The sequence below is a fragment of the Photobacterium satsumensis genome, assembly GCF_050336935.1.
Classification (GTDB): Bacteria; Pseudomonadota; Gammaproteobacteria; order Enterobacterales; family Vibrionaceae; genus Photobacterium; species Photobacterium satsumensis.
This window is the reverse complement of sequence record NZ_JAKJSK010000006.1, coordinates 1,347,997-1,374,933: the sequence shown is the minus strand read 5'-3', so window position 1 is coordinate 1,374,933 and position 26,937 is coordinate 1,347,997. Positions and strand designations below refer to the sequence as shown.

At 47.5% G+C, this 26,937-nt stretch carries 26 protein-coding genes; 21 read left to right on the top strand and 5 right to left on the bottom strand.

The genetic code is table 11. From position 1 onward, the window contains the following. The first annotated feature begins 4 nt into the window (after positions 1-4). Positions 5-1,261: a PTS ascorbate transporter subunit IIC gene (gene ulaA / locus L4D79_RS06415; protein ID WP_428648913.1), complete on the top strand. Its 1,257-nt coding sequence runs from the start codon at positions 5-7 to the stop codon at positions 1,259-1,261. Positions 1,262-1,351: 90 nt separating this feature from the next. Here ulaA and L4D79_RS06410 read toward each other — a convergent pair whose 3' ends face one another. After that, complete coding sequence (locus L4D79_RS06410) at positions 1,352-2,251, bottom strand: LysR family transcriptional regulator (protein ID WP_428648911.1); 900 nt, start codon at positions 2,249-2,251, stop codon at positions 1,352-1,354. A 137-nt stretch (positions 2,252-2,388) separates the two neighbouring features. Here L4D79_RS06410 and L4D79_RS06405 point away from each other — a divergent pair, with 137 nt between their 5' ends. After that, entirely contained in the window at positions 2,389-2,754 is a 366-nt protein-coding gene (locus L4D79_RS06405; RefSeq protein ID WP_428648908.1) for a YybH family protein, read from the top strand. A gap of 281 nt (positions 2,755-3,035) precedes the next feature. Continuing rightward, positions 3,036-3,989, top strand: coding sequence for a DMT family transporter (locus tag L4D79_RS06400; protein WP_428648905.1), 954 nt, complete (start codon positions 3,036-3,038; stop codon positions 3,987-3,989). Positions 3,990-4,079: 90 nt separating this feature from the next. Here the strand turns inward: L4D79_RS06400 and L4D79_RS06395 are convergent, their stop codons facing one another. Further along, positions 4,080-4,853, bottom strand: a complete 774-nt coding sequence (locus L4D79_RS06395; RefSeq protein WP_428648903.1) for a DeoR/GlpR family DNA-binding transcription regulator — start codon at positions 4,851-4,853, stop codon at positions 4,080-4,082. Between the two features lie 32 nt (positions 4,854-4,885). Continuing rightward, complete coding sequence (locus L4D79_RS06390) at positions 4,886-5,776, bottom strand: PfkB family carbohydrate kinase (protein WP_428648900.1); 891 nt, start codon at positions 5,774-5,776, stop codon at positions 4,886-4,888. A 223-nt stretch (positions 5,777-5,999) separates the two neighbouring features. Here L4D79_RS06390 and yihU point away from each other — a divergent pair, with 223 nt between their 5' ends. From yihU to L4D79_RS06340, 10 genes are all read left to right on the top strand, one after another. After that, positions 6,000-6,893: a sulfolactaldehyde 3-reductase gene (yihU, locus tag L4D79_RS06385; RefSeq protein ID WP_428648898.1), complete on the top strand. Its 894-nt coding sequence runs from the start codon at positions 6,000-6,002 to the stop codon at positions 6,891-6,893. Between the two features lie 17 nt (positions 6,894-6,910). Further along, positions 6,911-7,972, top strand: a complete 1,062-nt coding sequence (locus L4D79_RS06380) for an aldose epimerase family protein (RefSeq protein ID WP_428648895.1) — start codon at positions 6,911-6,913, stop codon at positions 7,970-7,972. Positions 7,973-8,045: 73 nt separating this feature from the next. Beyond that, positions 8,046-8,786: a sulfite exporter TauE/SafE family protein gene (locus tag L4D79_RS06375; protein ID WP_428648892.1), complete on the top strand. Its 741-nt coding sequence runs from the start codon at positions 8,046-8,048 to the stop codon at positions 8,784-8,786. Between the two features lie 93 nt (positions 8,787-8,879). Then, on the top strand, positions 8,880-10,130 hold the full coding sequence (locus L4D79_RS06370; RefSeq protein ID WP_428648890.1) for an AGE family epimerase/isomerase: 1,251 nt from the start codon (positions 8,880-8,882) through the stop codon (positions 10,128-10,130). A gap of 278 nt (positions 10,131-10,408) precedes the next feature. Then, positions 10,409-11,269: a class II fructose-bisphosphate aldolase gene (locus tag L4D79_RS06365; protein ID WP_428648887.1), complete on the top strand. Its 861-nt coding sequence runs from the start codon at positions 10,409-10,411 to the stop codon at positions 11,267-11,269. Between the two features lie 174 nt (positions 11,270-11,443). Further along, positions 11,444-11,599 carry a hypothetical protein gene (locus tag L4D79_RS06360; protein ID WP_428648884.1) on the top strand — a complete coding sequence of 52 codons (156 nt, stop codon included), beginning with the start codon at positions 11,444-11,446 and terminating at the stop codon, positions 11,597-11,599. Positions 11,600-11,671: 72 nt separating this feature from the next. Beyond that, a complete protein-coding gene (locus tag L4D79_RS06355) occupies positions 11,672-12,280 on the top strand; it encodes a TRAP transporter small permease (RefSeq protein WP_428648882.1) in 609 nt (202 codons plus the stop codon). 10 nt (positions 12,281-12,290) lie between these two features. Then, complete coding sequence (locus L4D79_RS06350) at positions 12,291-13,580, top strand: TRAP transporter large permease (RefSeq protein WP_428648879.1); 1,290 nt, start codon at positions 12,291-12,293, stop codon at positions 13,578-13,580. Positions 13,581-13,641: 61 nt separating this feature from the next. After that, positions 13,642-14,688: a TRAP transporter substrate-binding protein gene (locus L4D79_RS06345; RefSeq protein WP_428648876.1), complete on the top strand. Its 1,047-nt coding sequence runs from the start codon at positions 13,642-13,644 to the stop codon at positions 14,686-14,688. A gap of 77 nt (positions 14,689-14,765) precedes the next feature. Beyond that, positions 14,766-15,041 carry a PTS sugar transporter subunit IIB gene (locus L4D79_RS06340; RefSeq protein ID WP_428648873.1) on the top strand — a complete coding sequence of 92 codons (276 nt, stop codon included), beginning with the start codon at positions 14,766-14,768 and terminating at the stop codon, positions 15,039-15,041. An 85-nt stretch (positions 15,042-15,126) separates the two neighbouring features. Here L4D79_RS06340 and L4D79_RS06335 read toward each other — a convergent pair whose 3' ends face one another. Further along, the gene (locus L4D79_RS06335; protein WP_428648870.1) at positions 15,127-16,605 is read right to left on the bottom strand and encodes an oligopeptide:H+ symporter; all 1,479 of its coding nucleotides are present in this window, start codon (positions 16,603-16,605) and stop codon (positions 15,127-15,129) included. A gap of 15 nt (positions 16,606-16,620) precedes the next feature. Next, positions 16,621-18,030, bottom strand: a complete 1,410-nt coding sequence (locus L4D79_RS06330) for an aminopeptidase (protein WP_428648868.1) — start codon at positions 18,028-18,030, stop codon at positions 16,621-16,623. A gap of 902 nt (positions 18,031-18,932) precedes the next feature. Here L4D79_RS06330 and trxB point away from each other — a divergent pair. The 8 genes from trxB (at position 18,933) to L4D79_RS06290 (ending at position 26,924) form a co-directional block, all read left to right on the top strand. After that, positions 18,933-20,144, top strand: a complete 1,212-nt coding sequence (gene trxB, locus L4D79_RS06325) for a thioredoxin-disulfide reductase (protein WP_428648865.1) — start codon at positions 18,933-18,935, stop codon at positions 20,142-20,144. A gap of 10 nt (positions 20,145-20,154) precedes the next feature. Next, positions 20,155-20,481, top strand: a complete 327-nt coding sequence (gene trxA, locus L4D79_RS06320) for a thioredoxin TrxA (protein WP_428648863.1) — start codon at positions 20,155-20,157, stop codon at positions 20,479-20,481. Between the two features lie 124 nt (positions 20,482-20,605). Continuing rightward, positions 20,606-21,073 carry a glycine/sarcosine/betaine reductase complex selenoprotein A gene (gene grdA / locus L4D79_RS06315; RefSeq protein WP_428648860.1) on the top strand — a complete coding sequence of 156 codons (468 nt, stop codon included), beginning with the start codon at positions 20,606-20,608 and terminating at the stop codon, positions 21,071-21,073. A 14-nt stretch (positions 21,074-21,087) separates the two neighbouring features. Beyond that, the gene (grdA, locus tag L4D79_RS06310) at positions 21,088-21,552 is read left to right on the top strand and encodes a glycine/sarcosine/betaine reductase complex selenoprotein A (RefSeq protein ID WP_428648858.1); all 465 of its coding nucleotides are present in this window, start codon (positions 21,088-21,090) and stop codon (positions 21,550-21,552) included. Between the two features lie 80 nt (positions 21,553-21,632). Continuing rightward, positions 21,633-23,174: a glycine/sarcosine/betaine reductase complex component C subunit beta gene (grdC, locus tag L4D79_RS06305; RefSeq protein ID WP_428648856.1), complete on the top strand. Its 1,542-nt coding sequence runs from the start codon at positions 21,633-21,635 to the stop codon at positions 23,172-23,174. Between the two features lie 12 nt (positions 23,175-23,186). Beyond that, positions 23,187-24,350 (top strand): glycine/sarcosine/betaine reductase complex component C subunit alpha, encoded by a 1,164-nt coding sequence (gene grdD, locus L4D79_RS06300; protein ID WP_428648853.1) that lies wholly within the window; start codon positions 23,187-23,189, stop codon positions 24,348-24,350. A 132-nt stretch (positions 24,351-24,482) separates the two neighbouring features. Further along, positions 24,483-25,526 (top strand): selenide, water dikinase SelD, encoded by a 1,044-nt coding sequence (gene selD, locus L4D79_RS06295; protein ID WP_428648850.1) that lies wholly within the window; start codon positions 24,483-24,485, stop codon positions 25,524-25,526. Between the two features lie 105 nt (positions 25,527-25,631). After that, on the top strand, positions 25,632-26,924 hold the full coding sequence (locus tag L4D79_RS06290) for a glycine/sarcosine/betaine reductase component B subunit (protein ID WP_428648848.1): 1,293 nt from the start codon (positions 25,632-25,634) through the stop codon (positions 26,922-26,924). Positions 26,925-26,937 lie beyond the last annotated feature (13 nt).

The window sequence follows — 26,937 nt, the reverse complement described above, 5'->3', positions numbered from 1 at the left end:
AGCGATGGAATTCTTCAGCTTTTTAATGAATGACGTGCTGGCCGAGCCAGCCGTCCTTGTCGGTCTGATTGCTTTGATCGGTCTGATTGCCCAGAAAAAGCCTGTGACAGAGTGTATCAAGGGTACCGTCAAAACCATTATGGGTTTCGTCATCCTTGGTGCTGGTGCCGGCTTGGTCGTGACGTCACTTGGTGATTTTGCCACCATTTTCCAAGAAGCTTTTGGCATCACGGGTGTTGTTCCGAATAACGAAGCGATTGTGTCGATTGCGCAGGAAGCCTTCGGTAAAGAAATGGCGATGATCATGTTCTTTGCGATGGTCGTGAATATTGTGATTGCACGCCTGACGCCGTGGAAATTCATCTTCCTGACAGGTCACCATACCTTGTTCATGTCGATGATGGTGGCTGCGATCCTATCGTCTAGCGGCATGTCTGGTGTACCACTGATTGCAGTGGGCTCATTGGTTGTCGGTGTGGTGATGGTGTTCTTCCCTGCGATTGCGCACAAGTACATGAAGCAGGTAACGGGTTCGGATGATGTGGCAATCGGTCACTTCTCTACCATGTCTTATGTACTGGCTGGCTTCATCGGTAGCAAGTTCGGTAACAAAGAACACTCGACTGAAGATATGAACGTGCCTAAGAGCCTGTTGTTCTTACGCGATACACCGGTGGCGATTTCTTTCACCATGGGTATTATCTTCATCATTACTTGCCTGTTCGCCGGTGGTGACTTTGTACGTGAAGTTAGCGGTGGTAAGCACTGGTTTATGTTTGCCTTGATGCAGTCAATCGCATTTGCAGCGGGCGTATATGTCATCTTACAAGGTGTACGTATGGTTATCGCGGAAATCGTACCGGCGTTTAAGGGGATTTCTGACAAGCTAGTACCAAACGCTAAGCCTGCGCTAGATTGCCCGGTTGTATTCCCATATGCACCAAACGCGGTACTGGTAGGTTTCCTATCAAGCTTCGCTGCGGGTCTTATCGGTATGTTCCTGCTTTACATCATGGGTTTGACTGTCATTATCCCAGGTGTTGTTCCTCATTTCTTCGTCGGTGCTGCTGCTGGGGTATTCGGTAACGCAACAGGCGGTCGTCGCGGTGCAATGCTAGGTGCATTTGCCCAAGGCCTACTGATTACCTTCCTGCCTGTATTCTTGCTACCGGTACTGGGTGACCTTGGCTTTGCCAACACGACGTTCAGTGATGCTGACTTCGGTATCGTCGGTATCTTGTTAGGTCTGATTGTTCGTTAATTGCACTTAACTAACCAGCTCTAAATTAAAGCAATGAACCCGCGACCTTTTTAGGCCGCGGGTTCTTTTTTATCAGCGACACACCAAAAATTAATCAGGCTTGGACTTCAAAGCGGATAGTTGCTTCTCAATGGCGCTAATACAGGTGGTGACATTGATGGGCGGCTGTTTGGGGTAGGGGTGAAGGGCATACACCGGGTTTACGTCAAGTTGGTGGTTAGGAAACAAAGCGGCTAGGTGCGGTTTTTGGTTAAAGATGTAGTCGGGCGTAAGGCCAATGCCCGCACCGGCCTCGAGTAAACTCAGGCACGTGTGGAAAGAGTCGGCACGGCAGGCGATATCAGCAATAAAGTGATACTTTCCGTTTGTGGCTTCTGCCTTTTCCTGGCTATCTGCAAGCGCGGTAAAGTGATGCTGGATAGAGGCAGGCTGCCATTGGTTGGCAATGTATCCGGCTTGTTCTCCCTCATTGTCAATAACACGCCTTGTGCCGCAGAGTACATCCCTGAATTGGCCTATCCGTTTTTGCATCAATGCGTTTTCCGATGATGGGCCCACCCGGATCGCAAGGTCAATATGGTTCTCCATCAGGTTTAACGGTTGATCGCTACTTATCAGCTCTGGTCTGAGTTTTGGGTAGACTTTCATTAAACCACCGATAGCCGGTGCGACTAAGGTCGCCATCAGGGCATCCGATGAGGTAATGACTATCTTGCCTTGTGGCATTTGCTGGCTGTCTAACGCTTGTTGCCAGGCAAAGTCTGCCAAGTCATTGAGCTTTTTGCATTCAGCGTAGAATGTTTGGCCTGCATGGGTCAGGGTCTGCCGCCGAGTCGTACGTTTGAGCAGGCTGATCCCTAGCTCTGTTTCAAGCAGCTTCAGGTGTTGGCTGATCACAGATTTCGATAGCCCAAGATTATCGGCGGCGGTGGTGATTGAGCCGGACTCCACAATATGGGCAAACAATGACATCTGGCGTAGGCGGTTCATGGAATTTTCGCTTCTCACTTACCTGCATTTATTGTTAATAAAAACAGAACAGTCAATTCGTATAGGTTTGTTTTTCTATGTTAATAGAGGGCCTACACTTAGGGCAACTTGATTAGCAATAAGAATAAGGAATCGAAATGGACACATTAGCGCGTTGTAAAGCGGGTATCGCAGCATGGCAGCAGGCGTTCAACCAACAAGATGCCGCAGGGTGTGCTGCGCAATATACTGATGAGTGTGTGATGGAAGCCACGCCGTTTGGAGTGTTCGAAGGTCGCGAGGCTATTCAGGCTTTCTGGCAGAATATTATCGATCAGGGCTTTGCAGATGTTGATTACAGTGATGTCCGTTGGGAAGCCGAGGGGGATAACGGTTATATTTTGACGGCGTCATGGACCATGAACAAAGCCTTTGGTGTGGTTCACCGCGAGCATTGGATGGTGCAAGCCGATGGTAAGGCACGTCTGGTAAGCGATCACTTTGAGGTGCAGGGTGAGCGGTAAGTTTTTATAACGCTTCCGACGTAAAGGCAACGGGTGAGTGTAGCCGTACAGCGATTGTTGTGCGGCTTTTTTGATCATCAAACTTTGTTCATCAAACTATGATCTTGAGCTGAAACTGACAGTAAGTCTCACCGATTTACGTTGGCTTACGTTGCTAGACAGTGGTTTACCTATTTCGCATTAGATTAGGCACTTCAAAGGATGTGTTTTACCTAAGTGACTGAGTTAAAAGTTATTTGGCAAGTGAATGCCAGTGGCGCTCATAATTTCTAGGATTGATAATGAAAACGAAATATAGCGTACCCATGCTGTTTTTATCTGTGTGTTTAATCTGGGGGACAACCTGGTTTGCGATGGAGGTCGCAGTAAAAACGATTCCGCCGATCATGGCAACAGGGTTACGTTTTCTGATTGCGGCCCCATTGCTGGTCGTACTTGCCAAGTATTTCAAACAGCCGCTGTTATTTCCAAAGGGGCGTGGTCACTGGATGCCGGTTGTCGCTGTATTTTACTTTGCGCTTCCCTTTACCTTGATGATATTTGGTGAGCAATATATCTCATCTGGACTAGCAGCGATTATTTTTGCCAATATGCCTATCGCCGTTATGTTAGCCTCTTTTGTGTTCTTGCGACTCAAGTTAGCACCGCACCAGTTAGTGGGTTTGCTAGTGGCGGTCATGAGCTTGAGTTGGATTCTTCTCAATGAGATGGCAATAGGGGGAACAAGCTATGCCATTGGAATGGGCGCTTTGTCAGTCGCGGTGATTATCCATGCAATGATGTATGTCATGGTGCAGAAACACTGTAAAGATATTCCGGTATTGACCTACAATGCTATCCCTTGCTTATTGGCTTCTGTTCTTTTGCTACTCGTCTCAGGATCGGTTGAAATTGCCGATATGTCTGAGTTTGCCTTATCATCCTTGGTCGCTGTCGGCTTTTTGGGCGCTGTAGCCAGCGTAGGGGGGATTGTGGCTTACTTTAAATTGAATCAGGTGTCGACGCCATTCACTGCCTCATTATGTTTTTTGATTTTCCCAATCGTGGCCTTGTTGATTTCTGCTGTGGTCAATAACAGTGGTATTGCACTGCAGTCTATGCTCTTGTTGGTCCCATTGTTCATGGGAATCCTGCTGTCGAAAACAGAGCCTGCATTGTGGCGGAAAGGTTGGAGTAAGTTGACGGTTAGGCCGGTTAAAAAATGTCCGGCTTGCTTGGCCGAAGAGCTTGTTTAGCGCGGCACAATAGCTTTCGTAACGGTTGGGCTTAGGCCTAAAAAAGCGAGAGGTATACCTCTCGCTTGATCATATTCAATCTATTGAATCTTAGTGTGCTAAGGCCGGCTCACAGACTTTGATGTCTGTATCACCCTGTTTAGCCACATTTTCAAGGTTGGGCTCTAGGGGGTGATCGGTAAAGAGGTAGGTTGCCTCTTTAATATGGCCAAGCTCAATTGAACCTTTGGGAATGAATTTTGACGAGTCCAGTGCGATGATGACATGACGGGCTGATTTCATTACTGTCTGGGTGATCACCGTCTCGTTCAAATCGTATTCCAGCAATGTCCCGTCTACATCCATCGAAGCCGCACTGGTGATTAGATAATCGAAGCGGAAATGCGAGATGAAATCCAATGCTTCGGTACCTACGATACCACCGTTGAACGCTTTTATCTTGCCGCTTGGAATAAGCACATCAATGCTTTTGTTGTTATGCAAAACGTTGGCAACACGCAGGCTATTGGTAATGACCTGAAGATTTTTCTTATCCGCTAGGTGGCTGGCAATGACTTCGGCTGTGGTGCCGATAGTAATGAACACGGTGGAGCCATCAGGGATCATCTCAGCAATAGCTCTGCCGATGGCATGCTTTTGCTCTGTGGCTGATACCTTGCGGATTTCGTAATCCAGGTTGGTTTTGCTGGCCGGAGAGCTTGCTCCACCATGGTGACGGATCACTAGGCGCTCTTCGCTGAGCTTTTTGATATCCCTGCGAATAGTCTGTGTAGATACGTCAAGCTTTTCAGCAAGCTCTTCTACGGTGTAATAGCCCTTGTCAATTACGAGTTTTATCAGTTTATCTTGTCTTGGATTCGTCACTTTAAACCCTTTACCGCTTATGTTTACCGCTATTATTTATTATGTAGTTGGCTATCCACTTCCGATCTTGACGGAATGCCTTCACGACCACCGCGTTTTGTGCATTTTAACGCGGCGACAGTGTTGGAGAAGATAACCGATTCACGAGCAGGCCTCGCTTCAGCCACAGCCACTGCTAATGCGCCGTGAAAGACATCACCCGCACCGGTAGTATCAACAACGTCGACTTTGACACCGGGCTGATGGCAGAGTTCTTCGTTCTCGAACCAATAACAGCCTTTTGAGCCGACTGTCACATAAACTTTGCCTTTTGTCTGTTTCTGAGCGATTTTGAGCCCTTCTATTGGATCACGGCTTCCAGTGAATTTTTCAAGGCCCGGTTCAGAGAATGCCACATGGTCGGCCAGTTTGACCAGATCATCGATGGCCTCCGGGGTGAGATCAGCGTCCAATACTGAAGGTATGTTGTATTTTTTGGCCTGCTCTAGGGCGTATTTTGCCCCTTCTACCCATCTTACATCTGTGAGTACTGTCTTATAGATAGAAAAATCAATTAATTCAAGTGGTTTTGTATCACGTTTTAAAGACGTATCTTGATAGTTGATGATCATTCGCTCGCCTTCGTCATCGACAAGTACTGCAGAAAACGCGGATGAAGCGCCCGCAATCTTTACAACTTTATCAACATTAACACTGTAACCCGCTAGTTCGGTTAGCATAGTGTCAGCGATAGCATCTTGGCCAACACGGCCAATAAAATCAACGTCATGGCCAAGCTTTGCTACCGCAACAGCGGCTGTTGCGGCAGGACCTCCGCCTACCTCGAAGTAGTCTTTGGCGACATATTTCCCACCTTGGGTTGGCAGGCTGTCCACTCGCTGGATCCTATCAAGTACCGTAATTCCTAAACACGCAATAGTCATAGTTGTTCTCTTATTTGAATCAGTCGTCTGACGTTATTGGTGATGCGCTCACGAAGTGCATCCTTATATCTACAGTATATCCATTATTGACATAATGACTGGGATTGTAATCACAAAACAACTCAAATAGACAAAAAACAACAAAATGTGACATTTGTTGTGGTTGTTTTGTTTCTTAATGTTTATATTGATTGCAAATCAACAGCGAGAGTAAGGGTAAAAGATGGCAACAATTGGTTTTATCGGTTTAGGACAAATGGGCAGCCCGATGGCGCTGAATCTGATCAAGGGCGATCACTCGCTGCGTGTTTTCGACATCAACACATCAGCTGTAGAAGCACTTGTAGAGCAAGGTGCAACAGCCGCTTCATCTCCTGCTGAAGCGGCGCTTGATGCCGAGTTTGTTATTACCATGCTGCCAAATGGCGCATTGGTTAAAAACGTGCTGTTTGGTGAGTCTGGTATTACTGAGTCCCTAGACAAGAATGCTCTGCTTATTGATATGTCGACTATCCACCCATTTGAAACCGATGCGCTAATCAAACAGATGAGCGAGAAAGGCTTCTCGATGATGGAAGCGCCGGTAGGCCGTACGTCAGACCATGCAGTGAAAGGGGAGTTGCTTATCCTTGCAGGAGGTACCAAAGCACAAATTGAACGTGCTCAGCCGTTGTTTGACTGCATGGGGTCAGAGACCGTTGATGCAGGCGGCGCGGGTAAGGGAATCCGAGTCAAGATCATCAACAACTACATGAGTATTGCGCTGAACGCACTCTCTGCAGAAGCAGCGACTTTGTCTGAAGCGATTGGCCTTGAGTTTGAAACCGCGCTGGAAGTGATGAGTGGTACGCCTGCAGGCAAAGGTCACTTTACAACCACATGGCCGGGCAAAGTACTGGCAGGCGACTTATCACCTGCCTTTATGGTTGACCTTGCCCATAAAGACTTGGGGATTGCACTGGATTTGGCAAATCAAGTCAATGTGCCAATGCCATGTGGTGCGGCATCTCGCGAACTATACAGTATTACACGTGCTGCTGGCCGTGGACGCCAAGACTGGACTTCAGTGTTTGAGCAATTACGCGTGACATCGGGCTTGGAAGCAAAAATCAAATAATAACCAAGGACAATAACGTGAAACTATCCAGTGAAAACTGGGGTGAAGTTGAAGGTCAATCGCAACCCGTCAAGCTGTTCACCCTCGAAAATAACCAAGGCATGAAAGTCCAAGTGACCAACTACGGCTGTATTGTCACATCGTTAGAAACACCAGATCGTGACGGTCAGCTTGATGATGTGGTGTTGGGCTATGAGAGTCTTGATAGATATTTGGAGGGACATCCATTCTTCGGTGCTATCGCAGGGCGATTTGCCAATAGGATCAAAGATGGCCGCTACGAGTTGGACGGTGAGGTATTCCAATTGGATATCAATGAGTTGCCAACGGCACAGCACCTTCATGGCGGTAGCAGAGGATTTGACAAATATGTCTGGGACTTTGCAGTAGAAGAGCAAAAAGAAGCGATTTATCTTCACTTTAGTCGCGTTTCACCGGATGGTGAATCAGGGTACGGCGGTACATTGCAAGTGACGCATACCATAGGTTTGGATGAGCTAAACCAGCTGCATTTTAACTTCAAAGCGACCACGGATAAGCCGACGGTAGTTAACTTGGTTAACCATAGTTACTACAACCTTGGTGGGCATGATTCAGGTTTAGTCGATGGCCATGAGTTGACGCTCTACGCCGATTTCTATACGCCGGTAAACGAAAGTATGATCCCGACAGGCGAAATTCTTGCCGTTAAAGGAACGGGGCTTGATTTCACCTTGCCAAAGGAAATTCGCGGTAACAAAGAGAAAATGCCCGGTAGGGCTTTCGATCATAACCTTGTGATCAACCAAAAGCGCAAGCTCGGTGAATATGCCTATGCTGCAGAGCTCTATGAGCCACTCACTGGTCGTGTGATGACGGTGCTCACTACCCAACCGGGTGTGCAGTTCTACAACGGGGCCAAGTTATCGAATAAACCTTGGTTTGGCCGCAATGGCTACAAGTATGAGTCGTTCGACGGGATGTGTCTTGAAACTCAGCATTTCCCAGACAGCCCAAACCAACCGCATTTCCCTAATGTGCGTTTAAACCCTGGTGAAGTCTTTGAAGAGAAAACCGTTCACCGCTTCTCCGTGAAATAAAGTTTCTCCGTGAAGTAATACATCTGCCTACAACGTTGTAGGGGCGGAAGTCGCCCCTAATCAGGAATTAAATATGGATATGACCGTTGTTTTGGTCTCCCTGATCATTGCATTAGGAGGCTTTACGCAAGGCTTGACCGGGTTTGGTTTGGCCCTTGTGTCTGTCCCGCTGCTTTCTATGGTAGTGGATGCAAAAATGGCAGTGCCGATTGCCGGTATTTTTGGTTGGTTAGTGACCTTTCCGATTGTTTGGAAAATGCGCCATTCCATTCAATACAAAGCGGGCTTGATTTTGGTTGCTGGTTCATTACCCGCGTCTTTTATCGGTGCCAAGCTGCTAGCAAGTCTACCGTCGCAATACATTCTCATCACCATGGGGATCGTATTGATTGCATCGAGTATCCATTCGATGCGAAGTGCAAAACCTGCTTTTTCAAAGACTTCAGTACCTGTCACTGTTGGAACAGGGTTTGCCTCTGGCGTATTGGGGGCCAGTGTGGGCGAAGCTGGGCCGCCAGTGATTGCGTACACATCCATGCAGCCTTGGACGGCGGATCAGGCCAAATCAACGCTGGTGTTCTTTTTCATGCTGCAGATGATTGGTGCGATTGCGAGCTTTTGGAATGAAGGGCTCTTTACCCCAGATGTAAACAGCTTCGTCGTCTCTGCGATGCCGGCATTTTTAGTGGGAATGACCGGTGGCATGGTGGGTTACCACTTCCTACAGAAATATAAGATCAACTATCACCATATTGTACACGGCCTGCTTTTGGTCATCGGCTGTGTGCTAGTGCTCAAGAATGTCAGTTTTTGATTGTTTTTGTCGAAAATTGATAGATAACTAACAGAATTAAACGCTACTGCCTGATAACTTCAGTAGCAAAAGAAAATAACGAGGAAACACTTCATGAAATGGATTAATACCCGATCTCATAACGCTTGGCTAGAAACAGAAACCGATCGAATCTTTGAATTCGGCAGAAAATCGGTCGTACCAAACGGTTTTGGCTGGGTTGGTAACAACGGCAACATTCGTGAAGAGATGGGCACTCGCCTGTGGATCACAGCGCGCATGCTGCACTGCTACTCCCTGGCAGCTTTGATGGGCCGTCCTGGTGCTTACGATCTGGTTGAGCACGGTATCGCGGCATTGGAAGGTCCTCTGAAAGATAACGCTCACGGTGGTTGGTACGCGACTATCGATAATGAAGGTGAAGGTATTGTTGATGCATCCAAGCAGGGTTACCAGCACTGTTTCGTACTGCTTGGCGCAGCCAGTGCGGTGACAACAGGCCACCCGCGTGCTCAGGCGTTGTTAGATGAAGCGATCAATGTGTATGAAAACCATTTCTGGTGTGAAGAAAAGCAGATGTGTTTCGAGTCTTGGGATGAGACCTTCTCCGAGACGGAAGACTACCGTGGTGGTAATGCGGCGATGCACTCAGTTGAAGCATTCCTGATTGTTTACGATGTAACGAAAGACAAGAAATGGCTGGATCGTGCGCTACATATCACTGAGTTTATGATCAACAAGACGGCAAAATTACTGAACTACCGTGTCAACGAGCATTTTGACTCAAACTGGAACCCGCTACCAGACTACAACAAAGAAACGCCAGCCAGCCACTTCCGCGCTTACGGGGGTACGCCTGGTCACTGGATCGAATGGGGCCGTCTGATCTGTCACCTACGCGCGACATTGCTTGAAATCGGGGCAGAGTGTCCTGACTGGCTGCTGGAAGATGCTATCGGTCTGTTTGATGCCACTGTGCGTGATGCATGGTCAGTCGATGGTGCGCCGGGTTTTGTTTACTCTGTCGATTGGGACGGCAAACCGGTCGTTCGTGAACGTATTCGCTGGGCGCCAGTAGAAGCGATTGGCACGGCTTACGCGCTATACACGGTTACTGGTGACGAGAAGTACCAAGAGTACTACCGCACCTGGTGGGATTACTGCCGCACTTATCTGATTGATTACGAAGGTTGTTCTTGGTGGCAAGAGCTGGATACCAATAACCAGACAGGAACCAGCAAAGTATGGGATGGCAAGCAAGATATCTACCACCTCATGCATTGTCTGGTGATCCCTCGTCTACCTCTGACGCCAGGTTTGGCACCAGCTCTGGCTGATGGCTTGCTGGATCAGAACATGGACTAATGCCTTGAAACGATGACCCTCTGACTTATCGTTTTATGCATCAAGATGATGGCTTTCGGGCTGTCATCTTTTTTTTGTTTTAGCTTACTGCACCGTTGCCTAGCCTTTTCTCCCCCTGATTGAAAGAAGATGTGCTCTATCACTCATTTTTGTCTATTTATGTCTGTTTTTGTATCTTCTTGTTGGAAAGTGATACGTAACTAACAGAAATGAACCGAGCTGCCTGTTACTTTATTTACAACAACGAACAAACAAGTGAACAAAGAGGAACACTCAACATGGCTTACATGTCTGGTAAAACAATGATTCAGGAAGCGTGGAACAACGGATATGCGATCGGCGCTTTCACGGCACACAACCTAGAAACAATCAAAGCAGTACTGCTGGCTGCTGAAGAAGAACAGTCACCAATCATGATCCAGATTGGCCAGAAAGCGATTAACGAGATGGGCATGGAGCCACTGAAAAACGCTGTTGATTCACTGATGAAGCATCACAACATTACAGTGCCAGTTTGTATCCATTTAGACCACAGTCGCCAGTTCAAGCAGACCATGGAAGCTGCTCGCTGTCACTTCAACTCACTGATGTTTGATGGCTCTGCTCTGCCATTTGAAGAAAACGTACGTATTACCAAAGCCGTGGTTGACGTTGCTAATGCACTTGGCCTTGGCTCTGAGGGTGAGATTGGCAAAATCGGCGGTACTGAAGATGACATCACCGTTGATGAGAAAGATGCCATGATCACAACGGTTGAAGAAGCCCTAGACTTCTCTGAGCGTACTGGCGTTGATTATCTGGCTGTGTCTATTGGTACGGCCCATGGTGTCTATAAAACAACACCAGAGCTGAAATTTGAGCGTTTGTCTGAGATTAAAGAAGCCGTGAAGAAGCCGATTGTACTGCACGGTGGTTCGGGTGTGCCAGATGACCAGGTTATTGAAGCGGTTAAACGTGGTGTGGCAAAGATCAACGTTGATACTGAGCTGCGCCAAGGCTTTATTGACGGGGTTCAGGCTCACTGGCGTGCTAACGAGAAAGACTACATTCTTGCTGATGTTATGAACAGCGGTATCGCGGCCATGAAAGAAGTGGTACAGCACAAGATCCGTTTGTTTGGCTCAAATGGTAAAGCTTAAATCTTATAAAGTGTCCGTTTTTGGCACATAAGGTACATTAAAATGACATGTTTTGTCCGTATGTGAAAATCGTCACGGATTACTGCCACTAATTAAGTTATCAATATAGCGAATTTATCGGACTGCATGTCATTTGTGAAAAGCATGAATGGATTGGAAATAAAGGAATATACAATGTCTTCACTGAAACCAACAAACGTTACTTTGAGTCTTGCTCGCATCAGCCTGGGGCGTGACCTGAAGGGTTTGCTTCAAGGTTGTGGCGTTCAAGCTAGCAGTGAAATGGATAAAAGCGCATTGGTATTCCCTGCAACGCTATCGCTGACTTAACCCTACTTAAATCGGGTGCCTTTATTGGCACTCATTATAACTATGCCCTCATTCACATTGGATGGTGATTCTATGCTGCGTACTATTGAGAAAGCATTGAATGTTGTGACAACGCCGTTATCACGCCTGTTGCGTCATGTCGCTGGAATATTACTCTTATTAATGACAGCCATTGTTGTTGCCCAGGTTTTATTTCGCTACGTATTGAATATTCCACTAAGTTGGACGGATGAATCTTCCCGGTTCTTAATGATTTATATGACTTATCTGTGTTTACCGTTTGTATATTTAGCAGATAAAAATATAGCCATGACTTTCCTGACAGAAATATTAGAAAAAAAAGCACCCCGCGTTTATTCCTTTTTAATCTTATTAGGCCATATTGCAGCAATGCTGGTTTTCTCAGTATGGATTAACTTCGGTTGGAACTTCTTCAAAACGGGTTCTGTGATGGCTGATAGCCTGCCAATTCCGATGTATTACGTGTATATCCTGCCTCCCGTGATGATGGCGGTTACTATGCTCTATGCCGTACAGAAAAGCATTGCATCTATCCGAGGTATTTTCGGTGATTTTGAAGATATTTCTAAAACAAGCCAAACAGCCGAACAGCTGGAATCTGGTAAACCTACAGACGATTCAGATGCGACCGAGCAACTTGAATTGAAACCTGTGGCGTAAGGAGGCGAAAATGGTTTCTCCAATTTTCCTATTATATTTCTTAGTACTACTTATTATTGGTGTACCGGTATTATTTACCTTGGGCCTGTCACCTATTATTACCCTGTTCCAAAATGAACAGATGTTATTTGCCAATATGCTTTACCAACGCCTTTATTCTGGTTTGGATAGCTTCCTACTATTGGCCTTACCATTCTTTATGTTGGCTGGCGAATGTATGACCGCTGGTGGCATCACTCCGCGTATCATTGCTTTTGCCCAAACCATGGTGCAGCACCTGCGCGGTGGCCTAGGACACGTGGTCATTCTGGCGGCAACCATCTTTGGTGCTCTTACCGGTTCAGCTGTTGCAGCAACGTCCGCTATCGGTGGCATGCTGATCCCAGAAATGAAGAAGTACAAGTATGATGCGGGCTATTCGGCGGCCCTAACAGCGGCAGCGACGGTACTGGGTAATATTATTCCGCCGTCGGGCATCATGCTTATCTATGCCTTCGTCATGAATACCTCTGTTGCAGCCATGTTCTTGGCCGGTGTGACACCTGGGATCATCTTCTGTATCGGTTTGATGATCATGAACCGCTACCAGATCCGCAAGTACCCAGCGGTTCAACCAATGGAGCGAGCGCCGGCGATGGAGCGCCGTCAGGCATTTAAACTAGCGATTCTGCCATTGATGACGCCGGTGATTATCCTTGGTGGTATTTACGGCGGTATCTTTACGCCAACAGAAGCTGCAGCGGTTGCGGTTGCCTACGCCATTGTTGTTTCGCTATACATCATCCGCGCGACAAACGTTAAAGCGACCTATGCCTTGTTCGCCAAGGTTGCCGTCAACGCCGCTTCAATTCTGATTATCGTCGCAGCTGCGAGTGGCTTTGCTTCATTGATCAGCCTGTCTGGTGTGTCCAGCATGGTGGCTGAATTCATGAATGGCATTACGGACAACCCTTATATCTTGTTCGCCATTATCAATGTGCTGTTGTTCATTATCGGTATGTTCCTTGATGCGGGCCCGGCAATCCTGATCTTCGCGCCAATTTTCGCCCCAATCATGATCAGTGCGGGTATCGACCCTGTCCACTTCGGTGTAGTGATGTGTGCAAACTTATCGATTGGCTTGGCGACACCACCGATGGGGCTTGTACTGTTCGTGGCATCGGGCGTATCCAAAGTCTCGGTAGCTGAAATTTCCAAGAAAATTATTCCTTTCCTACTGGTTGAGGTGGCATTGATTTTCTTGGTCTCTTGCTTCCCGCAGTTGGTGATCGGATTACCGCAACTGTTCGGCATTATGTAGAAGAATTAAAACCTAACGTGTTTAGACACAACATCTAAAAATCCATAACGGTATAACTATTATGAAAAAAACAATTTTAACATTAGCTACCTCTGCAGCACTTATGGCATCTGGCACCGCGCTTGCGGCAACTGAATTCAATGTGGTACACCTGACTTCTCCAGACAGCTATAACCACCAATCTCTGTTGGTATTTAAGAACCACCTGGAAACTCGCTCGAACGGTGAGTTGACGGTCAAAATTTATGGTTCAGGCCAGCTTTGTGGCTCAGGTAAAGAGTGTATTGCCGGGGTTCAGGCGGGGATGTTTGATTACTTCCCGACAACAGTGTCTGAAATTGCTTATTACTGGAAGCCTGCTGAGTCATTCGACTTGCCATACCTACTGCCTAATGACCGGGTGGCAGAATGTGTTTACGGTAATGACCAGTTCATTTCTGATGTCCGTGGCAATGTATTGAAGAAAGCACCGAATGTTCGCCTGATGATGGTGGCCAACTCGGGGGGCTGGCGTAACTTCGCAACCACCAAAAAAGCGGTGAAAACACCTGAAGATGTCACCGGTATGAAGATCCGTACGGTACCGGCTAAGGTCCAGCAGGATTTGGTTAAAGAACTTGATGGTTCACCAACACCAATTGCTTGGCCTGAAGTGTATACCGCGCTATCAACCGGCGTTGTTGAAGGCACCAAGAACGGTATCGTCGATATTATCCAGAGCCGCTTCCACGAAAGCTTGGATTACCTAACTTTGGATGGCCATGCGTACATGGGTGGTGCTTGGCTGATGTCTGACATGAAGTTCAAGTCATTGTCGCCAGAGCTTAAGAAAGTGGTATTGGATGCTATTGACGCCCAGCAGCAATACTTGATGTCTTACCCGAAGCATAACGAATATGCCTCGTACGAAGAGTTTAAGAAAGCCAACGGCAAGATCTACAATCCATCTGCAGAAGAAAAAGAAGCATTCAAGAAAGCGACCCAGCCAGTGGTTGATAGCTGGGCGAAAAATGCCGATGCCGAAGGTAAGCAATGGCTAGAGCGTTTCCAAAATGAAATTAAGACCTGTCAGACGAAAATTGATGCTTCTTATCAGTTGTCTATGTAATTAGCTTTGGTAATTACGTGATCTTTTAGTGCCAGCTAAATTCGGCTGGCCTTTTTTTGATGGGAGAGAAATAGAGCATGATTAATGACAAAGGCAATTTAACGGCCAAAGCGCATAAGATCCTGCACGGGCTTGGTGGGCTCGACAACCTTGTTGAGGGGCAGATTGATAACTGTGCCACTCGCCTGCGTATCCAAGTGATTGATATTGAATCGGTTGACGAGAATGTATTGCGCCGCCAAGGGGCACTCGGGTTTATCAAGTTGCCAGATAATCAAGTTCAGGTCGTGTTTTTCGATGTTCATGCAATTACTGAAGCATTGAGAACCGTGATTACAGCAGAGCTGGCGTAAAATACTGGCTATAGGCTTTGAAACAACAAACTCAGGATCAACAAAGCGAGGGATGAACCCTCGCTTTTTTCATCGTATTAAAGGATTACGCAGTTTGCGTGTCTTTCGTTGCTGTTTCTTCGCTAACATCAGTCTCAATAAGTTTGTTGAGTCGAGGTGCAAGGTAGACACAGACCAACCCAATAACCGTAGAGGCGATAGCCAAGGCGTAGAAGTAGTTACCGTAAGACGCTAAGCTCTCGACCGGCGTCATTTCTACTTCACCGGTTGACGACAACCCGGCCACCCAAGCGCCAGCGACGGAGGCCAGTGCTAAGGTCATGTTCCACGCGCCATAGATAAAGCCACGGATACGGCTTGGGAACAATTTGGCAATGGCGGATAGACCAAGGGCTGAAATCAACAGTTCACCAATCGCGAATAGGAAGTGAGGGGCGGCAATCCAGAATGGATTGAGCATGCCTTTTTCATCACCGAAGTATTGCGAGAATCCTGCCAAGCCAAAGGCGGCAGCACAGATCAGCATTCCCAATGCAAATTTGCCCGGCATGGATAAGTCTTTGCCTTTCTCGCCCAGTGTGGTGTAGATATGGGCCAGGACAGGGCTGAGGAAAATGATCCATAGTGGGTTGAATGACTGGTAGGAAACCGGATTGATGGCAATACCGAAGATCTCTGCCTCAACATTGTTGATAGCAAAGAAGTTCAGTGAGGTTGGCATTTGGTTGTATAACACGAAGAACGCCAAGGCTTGCCCCATTAATACCAAGCCCACGATCATTCGTTTACGACTGGTTGGCTGCTCTTTTTTCATTTCCTTGGTGATTAAGAACAAAATGACCAGTGCAGCAAGCGCTAACATAAACTGTGCCAATGGCAGATTGGTTAGTAAGTAGCTGGCGGTTGCAACGGCGATTAGTGCACCTGATAGGAACAAAGAGTTCGTCTTGAACGGAATTGCTCGCTTGTCGGCTTCGGTTGCCTGCTTGATTTTCTTGTGAAGCAACAAGTAAGTGATCACATTCACAGCCATACCGACGCCCGACAAGATAAACGCCGATGTCCAACCAATGCTATATGCCATAATCGGCGCGCCAAGTTGAGCGACAAAGGCACCGATGTTGTTGACCATGTAGAACAAGGTGTAGGCACCATCTAGGCGTGGGTCATTTTTGTCATAGGCAGAGGCAATGATCGTCGGAGGCGCAACACTACCGATACCGCGGCCGACAGCCACCGTACCCAAACCGACAAACACAAAGTGCGGTTGGGCTGTAATTGCTGAGTAAGCAATGATGAAATAACCGAGGCCCTGGAAGAAGAAGCCCCAGACCAAAGTACGCTTCGCCCCAAGGATTTTATCGGCTAGCCAACCACCGACAAACAGCATCGCAGCCCCGAGGGCTGCAAAAGCGCCGAAGGTGGCGAATGAGGTTTTCTGATCAATCCCCAACTCTTCACCTAAGAACACTGGCAAAATTGCCCATAGGCTATAGAAAGATAGCGCCCACCAGAATTGGCATGAACACAGGATGTAAAACGTTAACGGGTGGCGTTTTTTCATGGTACTGCTCTCCGGTTAGCTGCCTGTATTAAGTGACTGGGTATAGAAGGTCTTATAAGCTCGGTACAATTCGAAAATGTCGAACTTGGATGACAACTCGAAGGGAGAGTGCATGGAGAGCAACGCTGCCCCGGCATCAATGGTGTTGATGCCATAGTGAGCAAGGTATTTAGCCACAGTACCACCGCCCCCCTCATCGACTTTGCCCAACAGGCCGGTTTGCCAGGTGATTTCATGCTCATCGAAGATACGGCGCAGGGCTGCGACGTACTCGGCATCGGCATCATTGGAAGCGACTTTACCGCCATGGCCGGTGTACTTGGTCAGTACCAAGCCGTAACCCAACTTGGAGGCATTTTGAGCGTCGTGTACCGATTCAAACAGCGGGTTAAGTCCTGCATTTACATCAGAAGATAGCGCGTAGGATCGCCATAAACAGCGGCGTAGTAATTGGTCGTTATAGTTGTTGCCTGCTTGACGGAGTAGTAACTCACCGACAAAGAATTCCAAGTAGCGAGATTCTAATCCCGTTGCGCCGGATGAGCCGATTTCTTCTTTATCTACCAAGAAGCACACTGCTGTTTGCTCTGGGGTAGGGATATCAAAAATGGCTTCTAGTGAGGTATAGGCGCAGATGCGGTCATCCTGGCCATAGGCACCGACTAAACCTTGATCGATGCCCACATCACGGGCATTGCCTGCTGGTACCAACATCAGTTCTGCAGAAATGAAATCAGTCTCGCTGATCTCATATTTTTCAAACAGCTTGGTCAGGATATGGTGCTTCACTTTGTCTTTGACTTTTTCATCGTCAAAGGCCATTGGTACAGAGCCGACAATGATCTGAAGCTCTTCACCCTTGAGGACTTCATCTGCTTTGCGCTCGCGCTGGACTTTGCGATCGAGGTGAGGAAGTAGATCGGGGATAGTGAATACAGGATCGGACTCTTCTTCTCCAATCACAATATCAACACTGCGGCCTGACTTGGTCACCACAATACCGTGGAGGGCGAGGGGACGTGATGCCCATTGATACTTTTTAATGCCACCATAATAATGGGTACGCATCAGCGCCAACTCATTTTTTTCATGCATCGGATTGGGCTTCAAATCCAGCCGTGGTGAGTCGATGTGCGAAACAACAAAACGGATCCCATCCTGAATGGCTTGGTGACCAATAATCGCCAGTACAACGTTTTTATTTCGATTAATGAAGTAGGCTTTATCTCCAGGCTGTAATTGTTCGTATTCTTCTATTGGACGGAACCCGTGTTGCTTGGCTTGCTCGATAGCGACATTGACGCATTGGCGCTCTGTTTTGCCTTTATTGAGGAAGTGCTTGTAGTCTTCGCAGAAATGATTGATGTCATTAATTTGTGTGTTGTCGAGATTTAACCAACCATTTGTATATTGCAGCGTTTCCATTGCTTATCTCCAAAAGGGGGGATGTATTTTCACTGCGAAGACTATCATTCTGTATTTGCGGCTTAATGTGAGTTCGATCTGCTTGTAAAGATAAAATTAATAGAATTTGACGCTGATTTATTGACTGTTTTGTAATTAATTATTCTATAGGTGTTGTTTTTGAGTGGTTTGCGGAAAAATGCTTTCATACGCCAGAGATAGAGATATCTCATCTGTTTAAAAGCCTATTGTTAGCGCAAAGTCTCACCATGAAAATTAAAAAAATAGGAAATGAAAATGGTGCTATTTCGAAAAGATAACCGGTAGAAAACGATGGTTTGTATTTGATAAGAAATGAGTAATCTACCGTTTAATAAAGCCCAATACTTTTATTGATTCAAATGATTAGTTTTTCTAATCCATGGTTTAGGTTGGCCAAAATTGATGCATTTATAAAATTTTGTTGAATCATGATCACGTTTGTTTCCATATCGAGTATAAATTCACTATAAGTAGAATAATTACGTAAAAATTCACTATATGAACATTTTTAGCATCTATCTGATAACAACCCATTCACCAAAAGGCTGTTTTTGTAAGTATTAATATGACTTGGGTATCATAATGGTACGTAGTGTAGAGTTTTATACTGGAATTGGGCTTTGCTCACAAAAAATATGACATTACTAATTATAATCAACCATAAGTTTTACGAACAAGAAGCTAACACTGGGTAAGACTTGAAATATAAAATAAAAATCTACCCGATAGAGATACGGCAGTCCTTTTGGTGACTAAAAGTGGCAAATATTGATATTTGGTTCTCGTCAAAACTCGGGGCTGCACAAACTGATTTGTTCTAAATGCACTCTTTATACCTATTTATATAAGAGTGTGGTGTGAAATAGTAATCGGTGAATAATATGTCAGAACTTTACGATGTCATTATTATCGGTGGCGGTGCAGGTGGAATGTCTGCTGGTGTTTATGCCGCGCGCGGTAAAATGAAAACCCTGATCATTGAAGATAAAAGGAATACGGGTGGTCAGGCTGCAACAACAAGCGAAATGGAAAACTATCCTGGTATTCTGGAGGCTACAGGCCCGCAGTTGATGGATATGTTCCGTGAGCACTGTAATAAATTTGGTGTGGATTTTGTCCGTGGTTTGGTTACTGGTATTTCTATTGCTGAAGACGGCTTTATTAAGACCCTAACCACAAATAAAGGTGAAAAGTACCAGACCAAAAGCATTATTGTCGCTACGGGGGCTACCCCCCGCATCCTAGGCATTAAAGGAGAGTCGGAGTTCCGTGGTAAAGGGGTCTCTTACTGCGCCACGTGTGATGCTGACTTTTATGAAGAGTTAGATGTGGTGGTGGTTGGTTCGGGTAATACCGCGGTTGAAGAGTCCGTTTTCCTGACCAAGTTTGTCAATAAAGTCACCATGGTTGTACTGCACGATCAAGGTATCCTTGATGCGGATCGTACGGCACAGGAGCAGGCTTTCGCCAACGATAAAATTGAGTTTGTCTGGAACTCTGTGGTGGAAGAAATTACCGGTGATGAGTTGGTTAACGGCGTTAAGCTAAAAAGCCTTAAAACAGGTGAGATCACTGAAATCGCAACAGACGGTGTCTTCATGTTTGTCGGTACAGTGCCAAAAACGGATTTCATTAAAGAACAAGTGGCGTTAACCCCGCAAGGTTATGTCATGACTAATGAAAAACAAGAAACAAACGTACCGGGTATTTTTGCGGTTGGTGATGTAACTGACAAATTCCTTCGTCAGGTGGTTACCGCAGCGGGTGATGGTGCTGTAGCAGCCGTGGCTGCTGACCGTTATATCGAAGAAGAAGAAAACTGGCGTAAATCAGTCTCTGAATTCGGTGGTACTGCAATGGTGGCATTTTGGAATCCGCTAAGCAAAGAAAGTTTAGATGTGATTAACCAGCTTGAATTAAATTGCAAAGATAACCCCGATCAGCGTGTTGTGACTATCGATACTTATAAGAGCCAGAATATTGCGAGTCGATTCTCGGTATCTGAAGTGCCTGTTGTGATCCGATTTGACGCTGGGCAGGAAGCCAAGCGAGTAGATGTTAAGGATATTACTGAGTTAGAAACTCTGTATTAAGGGAAACGCAATGATAGAACTAACCAAAGAAAACTTTGATGCTGAAGTCAAAACTGATGGCATCGTATTGGTGGATTTCTGGAGCGAAAACTGTGGCCGCTGCATCGAACTGATGCCAGAAGTTATGGAACTTGCTGAGAAATACGGCAATGAAATCAAATTCTGCAAGCTAAATATTCAGGGCAACCGTCGCTTGGCGATGGCGCAGAAAGTGATGGGTCTTCCGTCTTTTGTTTTCTACCGTAACGGTGAGAAAGCTGAGCACCTATCTGGTGAAGAATTAGAAATCGAACATGTTGAAAGCATGATCGAAAGCTTTGTGGCCGAAACAGCCTAAGGCAGCAACGAATTTGTATTGAATGGGTGAACAGCCCGTTGGCACAAATAAACCGGTGAGCAATCACCACACAGTAAATACAATGTTATCAAAAACTAAGTAACCCGTACCCTTGGAGTGAACAATGCTCAAAGATAAGAAAGTTATTATCTTGGGAGACAGAGACGGTGTACCAGGACAAGCAATTGAAGCTTGTATCAAATCAGCTGGTGCGCATGTTCTTTTCTCTACAACTGAGTGTTTCGTCTGAACCAGCGCAGGTGCTATGGATCTGGAAAACCAAAAGCGGATCAAAGGTTTTGCTGACGAGTTCGGCCCAGAAAATCTGGTTGTCGTCCTTGGCGGTGCAGAAGCGGAAGCTTCTGGCCTAGCATGTGAAACCGTAACAAACGGCGATCCTACTTTTGCCGGACCATTAGCCGGAGTCCAGTTGGGACTCTCTTGTTATCATGTGGTTGAGCCGGAAATAAAAGACAATGTCGACGCTGCTATCTATGACGAGCAGGTCAGCATGATGGAAATGGTACTTGATGTCGATGCCATCGTGGCAGAGGTCAAAGAGTATCGTGAGCAATTTGGAATGTATGTTTAATCGGGAGAAAGATTGTGTTCGCTAATAAAACAGTGATCATTCTTGGAGACCGCGATGGCGTACCTGGGCAGGCAATCGAAGCTTGCATGAAAACCACAGGTGCTCACGTTGCTTTCTCTACTACAGAATGTTTCGTCTGAACAAGCGCTGGCGCAATGGATCTTGAGAACCAAAAGCGGATTAAAAACCTTGCTGAGGAAAAAGGCGCAGAGAATCTAGTTGTGATTCTTGGCGGCGCAGAAGCAGAAGCTTCTGGCCTAGCATGTGAAACCGTCACCACCGGCGATCCGACTTTTGCAGGACCATTGGCGGGAGTCCAGTTAGGACTTTCTTGTTATCACGTGGTTGAAGACGAAGTTAAAAATGCCGTCGATCCGGCTGTTTATGAAGAACAAGTTGGAATGATGGAAATGGTACTTGATGTCGATGCTATCAAAGCGGAAATGCAACAATACCGCAGCGAAACTGCATTAGCATAAGTATATCTCAATGCTGGTTCGGGCCTGTTTACAAATAGGCAGGTTCGAACCTCTTATCCGGCTCGGATGCAGGAGTAACAATGGGATACGCAGTAATAAAAGGCGTGAGCTATATGCTTGCCCATACCCCAGATGTGTTGATCCAACACGGTTCGGTGCAAGTTCAGACGAGGGCGAAAGATCCGTCAGATGCCTACTTGCAGCAGTTGAAAGACCACCTTCGCCCATTCGAAGAAGTGGTATCTTACCCCGCGAACCAGTGCTACATCGGAAACTTGACCCCAGAGCAGCTGGCAGATATTCCCCTTCCTTGGTTTGAGAATAAAGAACATACCTCTCAGCAAGGTAAGTTTGGTGAAATCTATAGTCAGCCACAATTTTATGCCATGTTGAATCACGTCGATGTGTTCAACTTGGTCCATCTAACCCAAGACTTCATTGATACCTACCAGTCCAGTGTTGGTCAACACCCGCTATACGGCGAGGTGGATTTATTGGCTGGCCACCTGGTGATCAGCAAAGATGAGATCTTGGCGTTGGTTGAGCATCATCAGGCCGAAGTGCTGATGATGAACGGCGAGTTGGTCGGCTGTGTGAAAGCCGCTCACGACGAAGACGAAAACCTATCCGCCCACATCATGCTGGAAAATCTATGCACCAAGGCATCGGGCGTGATGGCGGCAATGCATCTCAAGCAGCAGGGCATTGATCTAGATAATGTTGATTACATTATCGAATGTTCAGAAGAAGCCTGTGGCGATGTTAACCAGCGCGGCGGCGGTAACTTCGCGAAAGCGATCGGTGAAATTATTGGTTGTAACCGCGCAACAGGCTCAGATGTCCGTGGTTTCTGTGCCGCACCGGCCCATGCCATGACCTTGGCGGCAGCATTGGTTAAATCCGGCGTGTTCAAGAACGTGATGGTCGTTGCAGGCGGCGCGGTTGCCAAATTGGGCATGAATGGCCGTGACCATGTGAAGCAAAACATGCCGGTATTGGAAGATTGCTTGGCTGGCTTTGCCTGCATGGTGACCGAAAACGATGGTGTGAGTCCTGAAATCAATACGGACATTATCGGTCGTCACCAGATCGGTACAGGGTCATCGCCTCAGGCTGTTATGACAGCGTTGATTGCTAGCCCGCTCAAAGCCGCAGGCATGAAAATGACCGACATCGATAAGTATTCGGTCGAAATGCAAAACCCAGAAATCACCAAACCTGCCGGTGCCGGTAATGTGCCTGAATCAAACTACAAGATGATTGCGGCATTGGCGGTGAAGGAAGGCCAGATGGAGCGTACTCAACTCCCTGCTTTTGTCCAGCAGCATGGCATGACAGGTTTCGCGCCTACCCAAGGCCACATCCCATCAGGGGTCCCTTTCCTTGGCTTTGGCCGTGAAATGATCGTCAATGGTGAAATCAATAATTTCATGATGGTCGGTAAAGGCAGCTTGTTCCTGGGCCGTATGACTAACCTGTTCGATGGCCTCAGCTTTGTGGTGCAGAAGAACAGCGGCAAGCAGGCTGAAGCCTTTGACGAAAATCAGGTTAAACAAGTCGTTGCGCAGGCAATGCGCGATGTGGCTGAGAACCTACTGACCCCTAAACAGGGCGAGCAGTGATCGGAGGCTGAGATGGCGAATATGAATCAACAACTGGCCGATACCTTCAATGCCATGGCTGATGGCTTGATGAGTGGTCAGTTTGGCAAAAAACGTCGCATCGGCCTGACTCTGGTTGGCAGTGAGCACGGTTGTGAAGAACTGCTGCGCGGGGCGCACATGGTTGCCCGTCAGTACAGTGATATTGAACCTGTCTTGATTGGTTGTGATGGTGCTGATTGTGGCTTTGAATGTTATCCGGCAGCGGATTTGCATGAATGCCACAAGGTGATGGAAAGCCTGTTTGCCGAGCAGCAGCTCGACGGCTGTGTCACCCTCCATTATGCCTTCCCTCTAGGGGTGAGCACTATGGGTAAGGTGGTGACACCGGCAACGGGGCGCGAGATGATCATCGCCTCAACGACGGGCACGACCGATACCCAGCGTCAGGCGGCAATGCTGAAAAATGCGATTTATGGTATCGCGCTGGCGAAATCAACAGGGATCGAAAAACCGACTGTTGGTGTGCTCAATGTTGATGGTGCGGCAGTGTGCGAACGGGCACTGCGTGAGCTCCAGCAGGGTGGTTATGACATTCAGTTTGCTGAATCAGGACGGGCCGATGGTGGTATTGCCATGCGTGGCAACGATCTGCTTCAAGGCACGCCGGATGTGATGATAACGGATAGCCTGACAGGCAACCTGCTGATGAAGATGTTCTCGTCATTTACGACTGGTGGTAGTTATGAAGCTTCTGGCTTTGGCTATGGACCGGGCTTAGGTGAGGGCGCGACGAAACAACCTGTGAATATCATCTCACGGGCGTCAGGCGCACCGGTTGTGGCAGGTGCCATGAGGTTGTGTGCTGACGCTGCGAGAGGAGAGGTTATGAAGCGCGTTGAAGAGGAATGGGAAGCCGCGACTCTATCAGGGTTAAACAGTGTACTGACCAAGTATTGTACGGCGAAGCCGACTGCTGAAGTGAAAGACGCGGTGGTCGCCCCACCAGAGAAAGTCACTGATGCAGAGATAGGTGGGATTGATATCCTCACTATTGAAGATGCCTGCCAGGCACTGTGGAAAGCGAAGATTTTTGCCCGTACCGGGATGGGGTGTACTGGCCCTATCGTGCTAGTGGCAAAAGATGATTTGGAACAAGCAAAAGCCAAGTTAGTTGAGGCAGACTATATCAGCTAACATGGATTTTTGCTTTAAATCCAGACAATTACACTATTCTGCTTTATTGGAATAGATCATTGGGTGCTCAGGTGCTGATATGTAGATATCAAATTGTGGGTACCCTTACCGTCCACTTTAAAGGAAATAGAGATGACAGAGAAAGTACGTCTGACGCAGATGACCAAGAAAGCCGGGTGAGCCGCTAAAATAGGCCCCAAGGCCATGGCGCAGGTTCTGCAGTCCATTTCACCCCTTTTTCCCGAACAAGCGTACCCCAATCTTATGGTTGGGCTGACGGTAAGTGATGATGCTGCCGTCTACAAAATCAACGACGATGTTGCCGTTATCCAAACATTGGATTTCTTTACTCCAATTGTGGATGACCCCTATGACTTTGGTGCTATTGCGGCGGCAAATGCCCTCAGCGATGTCTATGCCATGGGCGGACAGGTAACACTGGCGATGAATATCTTTTGTGTGCCAACCGACCTTCCACAAGAGGTTGTCGGCCAAATCCTCAAAGGCGGGGCGGAGAAAGTCCGTGAAGCTGGCGCGGTACTGGTTGGCGGTCATACCGTGGAAGACAGCGAGCCGAAGTTTGGCTTGTCTGTGATGGGCACCATCCACCCGTCTAAAGTGCAAACCAAGGCGGCGGTGGAAAGTGGCGATGTACTGGTACTGACCAAACCGATTGGTACCGGACTGATCTCAACAGCGGCGAAACGCGGTAAAGCCAGTCAGGCGGCGATCCAAGCCTCTACTGACAATATGAAAAAGCTAAACCGCAAGGCGGCTGAGATTTTTGCCAACTACCCCGTCAAAGCTTGTACCGATGTTACTGGATACTCCCTGCTGGGTCATGCCCATGAAATGGCAGAGAAAAGTGATATCTGTATGCACTTCAAGGCGGAGCAGGTGCCGTTCTTACCAGAAGCTGAAGACTATGCCGCCCAAGGGTTATTCCCTGGCGGGGCGAAACGCAATCTCGATGCGTATCGTGAAGACATAGCTTTCAACGATGGTCTAGATGAAAGTTGGCATCGCAAGCTGTGCTGCCCGGAAACATCCGGTGGCCTGCTGGCAGCTGTACCGAAAGATTGTCTGGATGCGTTATTAACTGAATTTAGCAGTCAAGATGAACCCTGTTGGGTTGTCGGGTTTGCCGAGGATGGTTCTGGCCTCAAGGTCAGCTAACCCCGGTATCTAATCAGGTTGTCCGGCTTCAGCCGAGGCCGGCACCTTGCTAAATCAATTCTATCTTGGGATCTCCTCCCATTTGACGCTTGTTTGGAGAAACACATGAAACTCGAACTAGGCAATATCCATGTTCGTGATCTGGCCTTTGGTCCAGTAAGCGAAGTCAAAGAAAATACCGTGGTCATTGATCAGCAGGCATTAATTGCCCACCTGACTGAGTTGGATCACCGCATCACCGCGTTAACACTTTCTATCGCCAAACCTGGCGACAGCGTTCGTATTATGCCGGTTAAAGATGTTATCGAGCCGCGAGTCAAAGTTGGCTGCGATGGCAGCATCTTCCCTGGCCGCCACCTTGGTGAAGAGGCCATGGTCGGTGAAGGCCGCACTCACGTGCTGAAAGGCATGGCGGTAGTCACTACCGGTGAGATCGTTGGTTTCCAAGAAGGGATCATCGACATGAGCGGTCCGGGTGCGGATTACACGCCGTTCTCATCAACACTGAACTTGGTTATTCAGTGCGAAGTTGATGAAAGTTGCAACCAATATGATCACGAAGGCGTTGTTCGCTTGGTTGGTTTGGAAGCGGCGCGTTGGATTGGCCGCTTCGCTGAGCATGTTGAGCCGGACGAAATCCAGACTTACGAAACGAAGCCTCTGCTTGAGCAAGCTGCAGAATTCCCGCATCTACCGAAAGTAGGGTACGTTTACATGCTGCAAAGCCAAGGCTTGCTGCACGATACATACTACTACGGTGTCGACGTGAAAGGCATTCTGCCAACACTGATGTATCCAACGGAAGTCATGGACGGTGCCATTATCAGTGGTAACTGCGTATCTGCCTGTGACAAGAATACCAGCCTTGTTCACCAGAACAGTCCGGTGATTTACGACTTGTATCGTCATCACGGTACCAAGTACAACTTCATGGGCGTTATCGTGACTAACGAAAACGTCACTTTGAAAGATAAAGAGCGCTCTTCGAACTTTACCGTCAAGCTTGCTAAGCAAATGGGCTGGGATGCAGCAATTGTCAGTGAAGAAGGCTTTGGTAACCCAGATGCTGACCTCATGATGAACTGCGCCAAGTTGGAAGCCGCAGGCATCAAGACTGTACTTCTGACCGACGAATACGCTGGCCAGAACGGTGAAAGCCAGTCACTGGCCGACTCACACAAGAGTGCGGACGCGGTGATCACCAACGGTAACGCCAACCAGCTTGTCACGCTACCAGCAATGGACACAGTGATTGGTTATGACCGTTACGCAGATGTGGTTGCCGGGGGCTTCAATGGCAGCTTGCATGAAGACGGCTCGATCACTGTAGAACTACAGGCGATTATCGGTGCGACCAGTGAGCTTGGTTTCCATACCCTCACCACCAAAGCTAGCTAAGCGAGGACACTCA

What these genes read in the sequence shown, in the direction of transcription:
- L4D79_RS06375 (WP_428648892.1), top strand. Translation starts at nt 8,046, where the DNA reads ATGGATATGACCGTTGTTTTGGTCTCCCTGATCATTGCATTAGGAGGC.
- L4D79_RS06290 (WP_428648848.1), top strand. Translation starts at nt 25,632, where the DNA reads ATGAAACTCGAACTAGGCAATATCCATGTTCGTGATCTGGCCTTTGGT.
- L4D79_RS06355 (WP_428648882.1), top strand. Translation starts at nt 11,672, where the DNA reads ATGCTGCGTACTATTGAGAAAGCATTGAATGTTGTGACAACGCCGTTA.
- L4D79_RS06335 (WP_428648870.1), bottom strand. Translation starts at nt 16,605, where the DNA reads ATGAAAAAACGCCACCCGTTAACGTTTTACATCCTGTGTTCATGCCAA.
- L4D79_RS06390 (WP_428648900.1), bottom strand. Translation starts at nt 5,776, where the DNA reads ATGACTATTGCGTGTTTAGGAATTACGGTACTTGATAGGATCCAGCGA.
- L4D79_RS06400 (WP_428648905.1), top strand. Translation starts at nt 3,036, where the DNA reads ATGAAAACGAAATATAGCGTACCCATGCTGTTTTTATCTGTGTGTTTA.
- L4D79_RS06410 (WP_428648911.1), bottom strand. Translation starts at nt 2,251, where the DNA reads ATGAACCGCCTACGCCAGATGTCATTGTTTGCCCATATTGTGGAGTCC.
- trxB (WP_428648865.1), top strand. Translation starts at nt 18,933, where the DNA reads ATGTCAGAACTTTACGATGTCATTATTATCGGTGGCGGTGCAGGTGGA.
- L4D79_RS06340 (WP_428648873.1), top strand. Translation starts at nt 14,766, where the DNA reads ATGATTAATGACAAAGGCAATTTAACGGCCAAAGCGCATAAGATCCTG.
- grdD (WP_428648853.1), top strand. Translation starts at nt 23,187, where the DNA reads ATGGCGAATATGAATCAACAACTGGCCGATACCTTCAATGCCATGGCT.
- yihU (WP_428648898.1), top strand. Translation starts at nt 6,000, where the DNA reads ATGGCAACAATTGGTTTTATCGGTTTAGGACAAATGGGCAGCCCGATG.
- L4D79_RS06370 (WP_428648890.1), top strand. Translation starts at nt 8,880, where the DNA reads ATGAAATGGATTAATACCCGATCTCATAACGCTTGGCTAGAAACAGAA.
- L4D79_RS06330 (WP_428648868.1), bottom strand. Translation starts at nt 18,030, where the DNA reads ATGGAAACGCTGCAATATACAAATGGTTGGTTAAATCTCGACAACACA.
- L4D79_RS06345 (WP_428648876.1), top strand. Translation starts at nt 13,642, where the DNA reads ATGAAAAAAACAATTTTAACATTAGCTACCTCTGCAGCACTTATGGCA.
- L4D79_RS06405 (WP_428648908.1), top strand. Translation starts at nt 2,389, where the DNA reads ATGGACACATTAGCGCGTTGTAAAGCGGGTATCGCAGCATGGCAGCAG.
- grdC (WP_428648856.1), top strand. Translation starts at nt 21,633, where the DNA reads ATGGGATACGCAGTAATAAAAGGCGTGAGCTATATGCTTGCCCATACC.
- trxA (WP_428648863.1), top strand. Translation starts at nt 20,155, where the DNA reads ATGATAGAACTAACCAAAGAAAACTTTGATGCTGAAGTCAAAACTGAT.
- L4D79_RS06365 (WP_428648887.1), top strand. Translation starts at nt 10,409, where the DNA reads ATGGCTTACATGTCTGGTAAAACAATGATTCAGGAAGCGTGGAACAAC.
- L4D79_RS06360 (WP_428648884.1), top strand. Translation starts at nt 11,444, where the DNA reads ATGTCTTCACTGAAACCAACAAACGTTACTTTGAGTCTTGCTCGCATC.
- ulaA (WP_428648913.1), top strand. Translation starts at nt 5, where the DNA reads ATGGAATTCTTCAGCTTTTTAATGAATGACGTGCTGGCCGAGCCAGCC.
- L4D79_RS06350 (WP_428648879.1), top strand. Translation starts at nt 12,291, where the DNA reads ATGGTTTCTCCAATTTTCCTATTATATTTCTTAGTACTACTTATTATT.